The 4,242-nt window shown below is 71.4% G+C and carries 3 protein-coding genes; 1 reads left to right on the top strand and 2 read right to left on the bottom strand.

Annotation, left to right across the window (positions count from 1 at the left end; translation table 11 throughout):
- A partial coding sequence (locus tag AB8Z36_RS32430; RefSeq protein WP_369216963.1) for a bifunctional [glutamine synthetase] adenylyltransferase/[glutamine synthetase]-adenylyl-L-tyrosine phosphorylase occupies positions 1 to 1,836 on the bottom strand: 1,836 nt, incomplete at its 3' end.
- 163 nt (positions 1,837 to 1,999) lie between these two features.
- On the opposite strand from AB8Z36_RS32430, the gene AB8Z36_RS32425 reads away from it, so the two are divergent.
- Positions 2,000 to 2,431, top strand: a complete 432-nt coding sequence (locus AB8Z36_RS32425) for a VOC family protein (RefSeq protein ID WP_369216962.1) — start codon at positions 2,000 to 2,002, stop codon at positions 2,429 to 2,431.
- A 133-nt stretch (positions 2,432 to 2,564) separates the two neighbouring features.
- On the opposite strand, the gene AB8Z36_RS32420 is transcribed toward AB8Z36_RS32425, so the two are convergent.
- Complete coding sequence (locus AB8Z36_RS32420) at positions 2,565 to 3,926, bottom strand: glutamine synthetase family protein (RefSeq protein WP_369216961.1); 1,362 nt, start codon at positions 3,924 to 3,926, stop codon at positions 2,565 to 2,567.
- Between the last annotated feature and the right edge of the window lie 316 nt (positions 3,927 to 4,242).

Raw genomic sequence — 4,242 nt, 5'->3', positions numbered from 1 at the left:
GGCGAGGCGTCCGGCGGAGAGGACCCGGGCCAGGTTCTCCGCCGCGGCCCCCTCGTCCCTGAGCAGCCGCAGATACCACGGGGTCTTGCCGAGCGCGTCGGAGACCTTGCGGAAGTTCAGCAGGCCCGCGTCCGGGTCGGCCGAGTCCGCGAACCAGCCGAGCAGCACCGGCAGCAGCGTCCGCTGGATGGCCGCCTTGCGGGTGACGCCGGAGGCGAGCGCCTCCAGGTGGCGCAGGGCCCCGCTGGGGTCCGCGTACCCGAGCGCGACGAGGCGCTCGCGGGCCGCCTCCGTGCTCAGCCTGGTCTCGCCGGGGGCGAGCTGGGCGACGGCGTCGAGCAGCGGGCGGTAGAACAGCTTCTCGTGCAGCCTGCGCACGACGGAGGTGTGCCGCCGCCAGGCGCGGTTCAGCTCGGTGATCGGTTCCGTGCGCATCCCGAGCGAACGCCCGATGCGCCGCAGGTCGGCGTCGTCCTCGGGCACCAGGTGGGTCCGGCGCAGCTTGTAGAGCTGGATGCGGTGTTCCAGCGAGCGCAGGAAGCGGTACGCGTCGTCGAGCTGCGCCGCGTCCACCCGCCCCACGTATCCGCCCGCGCCGAGCGCCTGGAGGGCCACCAGCGTCGACCCGCTGCGGATCGAGGAGTCACCGCGGCCGTGCACCAACTGGAGCATCTGCACGGCGAACTCGACGTCCCTGAGCCCGCCGGGACCGAGCTTCAGCTCCCGCTCGACCTCCCCCGCCGGGATGTTCTCCACGACCCTGCGGCGCATCTTCTGCACGTCGGCCACGAAGTTCTCGCGCTCGGCGGCATGCCAGACCAGCGGCGCGAGCGTGGTCACGTACTCCTCGCCGAGCGCCAGGTCGCCCGCGACGGGGCGGGCCTTGAGCAGCGCCTGGAACTCCCACGTCTTCGCCCACCGCTGGTAGTACGCCAGGTGGCTGCTGAGGGTGCGCACCAGGGGGCCGTTCCTGCCCTCGGGGCGGAGGTTGGCGTCGACGGGCCAGATGGTGCCCTCGACGTTGGTCTCGGAGCAGATCCGCATCATGTGCGAGGCCAGGCGCGTCGCGGCCCGCAGCGCCTTGTCCTCGTCGGCGTCGCCCACCGCCTCGCCGACGAAGATGACGTCCACGTCGGAGACGTAGTTCAGCTCGTGGCCCCCGCACTTGCCCATCGCGATCACCGCCAGCCTGCACTGGGCGGCGTCCTCGGGAGCCGCCGCACGGGCCATCGCGAGCGCCGCGCGCAGGGTCGCCGTCGCGAGGTCGGCCAGCTCCGCCGCCGCCTCGGCGACATCGGTGGTGCCGCAGACGTCACGGGCCGCTATGGCGAGCAGACAGCGCCGGTAGGCCACCCGCAGCGACACCGGGTCCGTGGCGTCGGCCAGGCCCCGCTCGAACTCCGCCACCCCCGGGTGCAGGTCGGCCGACTCGTAGGTGGCGAGGGCACGCCAGTCGCGGGTGTGGCGCGCCAGATGGTCGGCGAGGGCCTCGGAGGCGCCGAGCACGCCGAGCAGCCGGTCGCGCAGCGGCTTGGCGGTGACGAGGGTGTCGAGCAGCTCGCGCCTGCTCTGCTCGTCCTCCTGCGCCTCCACCAGGCGTACGAGCCCGAGGAGCGCGAGGTCGGGGTCGGCGGTGGCACCGAGGGCGTCCAGGAGCAGCGGGTCCGAGCGGACGGCGCTCAGACCGGGCGCGTCGAGGAACCGCTCCGCGGCGGACGGGTCGGTGAAACCGTGCCGAAGCAGCCGCGTGAACGTGCTGCTGCGGCGCCCACCGGTCTCCCGCCACCCGCCCTGCAACGGGCGCTTCGCGCCCTCGCCTTCCCGCGGCAGCGACATGCCGAGCCTCCCGTTCGATCACTCCGGGGTCGAGCCTACGGCCTCACCGCCCCCTTCCGCCGTTCCGCCGTATCGCCCGAGCGCGGGCTTCCGCTTCGACACGTCGAAACCTGGCGCACGGCGGACGCTGACATCGCCCGAACTCCCTGCTGTACTCCGCCCCATGGAATACACACTCGAAGTGATCCCGCTGCCGGTGAGCGACATCGACCGGGCCATGGAGTTCTACCGCGACAAGCTGGGCTTCCACGTCGACATCGACACGGAGGTCATGCCCGGCATGCGCATCGTCCAGCTCACCCCGCCGGGCTCGGGCTGTTCCATCGCGCTGGCGGACACGCTCTGGGACACGATGGGCGGCCCGAAGCCGGCCGCCGGTTCCTACCAGGGCCTCCAGCTCTGCGTGGCCGACGCCAAGGCCGCCCACGCCGAGCTGACGGCACGCGGCCTGGACATCTCCGAGCCGGTCCAGCACGCCCCGCAGGACGGCGGCACCTTCATGTACTTCAAGGACCCCGACGGCAACGGCTGGGCGATCCAGGAGTACACGGTACGAGCGAAGACACCCCTGCGGGACGCGATCGTGGCCCGTTAGGGGCAGCGCCCCGCCAGGGGCGCGGGGAACCGCGCGAGCAACCACGGACGCGCCGCGGACGCACCCGCCGGGCAACCCGGCAGATGCGTCCGCGGCCACGCGGGGCGAGGGGTTCCGGCTCGGGAGGTACCGGCTACAGAACCGGCAGGTTCTTGCGGAGCTCGAAGGCCGTCACCTCGGAGCGGTACTCCTCCCACTCCTGCTTCTTGTTCCGCAGGAAGAAGTCGTAGACGTGCTCGCCGAGCGTCTCCGCGACCAGTTCCGACTTCTCCATGAGGGCGATCGCCTCGCCCAGGTTCTGCGGCAGCGGCTCGATGCCCATCGCGCGGCGCTCGGCGTCGGAGAGCGCCCAGACGTCGTCGTCGGCGCCCGGCGGCAGCTCGTACCCCTCCTCGATGCCCTTGAGTCCGGCGGCGAGCAGTACCGCGTAGGTCAGATAGGGGTTGGCGCCGGAGTCGATCGAGCGGACCTCGACCCGGGCCGAGCCGGTCTTGCCCGGCTTGTACATGGGCACGCGGATCAGGGCCGAGCGGTTGTTGTGGCCCCAGCAGATGTACGAGGGCGCCTCGCCCCCGGCGCCCGCCGTGCGCTCGGAGCCGCCCCAGATGCGCTTGTAGGAGTTCACCCACTGGTTGGTGACCGCCGAGATCTCCGCCGCGTGCCGCAGCAGGCCCGCGATGAAGGAGCGGCCGACCTTGGAGAGCTGGTACTCCGCGCCCGACTCGTAGAAGGCGTTGCGGTCGCCCTCGAAGAGGGAGAGGTGGGTGTGCATGCCCGAGCCCGGGTGCTCGGAGAACGGCTTCGGCATGAAGGTCGCATTGACCCCCTGCTCCAGCGCCACCTGCTTCATGACCAGGCGGAACGTCATGATGTTGTCGGCCGTGGACAGCGCGTCCGCGTACCGCAGGTCGATCTCCTGCTGGCCGGGCGCGCCCTCGTGGTGGCTGAACTCCACGGAGATGCCCATGGACTCCAGCATCGTGATGGCCTGGCGGCGGAAGTCCATGCCCACGTTCTGCGGGGTGTGGTCGAAGTAGCCGGAGTTGTCGGCGGGTGTGGGCCGCGAGCCGTCCAGCGGCTTGTCCTTGAGCAGGAAGAACTCGATCTCGGGGTGGGTGTAGAAGGTGAAGCCGAGGTCGGAGGTCTTCGCCAGGGCGCGCTTGAGCACATAACGCGGGTCCGCGAAGGACGGGGAGCCGTCCGGCATCAGGATGTCGCAGAACATACGGGCCGTGCCGGGGGCCTCCGCGCGCCAGGGCAGCACCTGGAACGTCGACGGGTCCGGCTTGGCGATCATGTCCGACTCGTACACCCGGGCGAAGCCCTCGATCGCCGAGCCGTCGAAGCCGATGCCCTCGTCGAAGGCCTGCTCCAGCTCGGCCGGGGCCACGGCCACCGACTTGAGGAAGCCGAGGACGTCCGTGAACCACAGGCGTACGAACCGGATGTCGCGCTCCTCCAGCGTACGGAGCACGAATTCCTGCTGCTTGTTCATCTTCCGCTTCCACCCATCCTTGCTGGTCAGTCCGCCTGCTCACGCGCCTCGGGACACACCGGGCACACGAGCATCCCACTCCTCGGTTTCGCGCGCGTTGCGGACCCCGCGCCGCGGTGCTCCGAGCCGTGCCGCTTGCCGCTCTGTGCCCATAGTGCCTGCTGGACGGCGCGGCTGTAACGGCGGCGGGCCCCACCCCGCCCTCGGGCCGCTCTCCGGCCCGCTCTCCCTCCTGCTCTCCGTCCCGCTGTCCGGTCTGCTCTCCACCCTCATCCCGCCGTCTTCCGCCTTCCCCGGCCACCCGCCCTCTATAAGT

Source organism: Streptomyces flavofungini, from assembly GCF_041028215.1.
GTDB lineage: Bacteria > Actinomycetota > Actinomycetes > Streptomycetales > Streptomycetaceae > Streptomyces > Streptomyces flavofungini_B.
Note: the sequence above shows the minus strand (reverse complement) of the source record. Positions and strands in the feature narration are given on the sequence as shown.

What these genes read in the sequence shown, in the direction of transcription:
- AB8Z36_RS32425 (WP_369216962.1), top strand. Translation starts at nt 2,000, where the DNA reads ATGGAATACACACTCGAAGTGATCCCGCTGCCGGTGAGCGACATCGAC.
- AB8Z36_RS32420 (WP_369216961.1), bottom strand. Translation starts at nt 3,926, where the DNA reads ATGAACAAGCAGCAGGAATTCGTGCTCCGTACGCTGGAGGAGCGCGAC.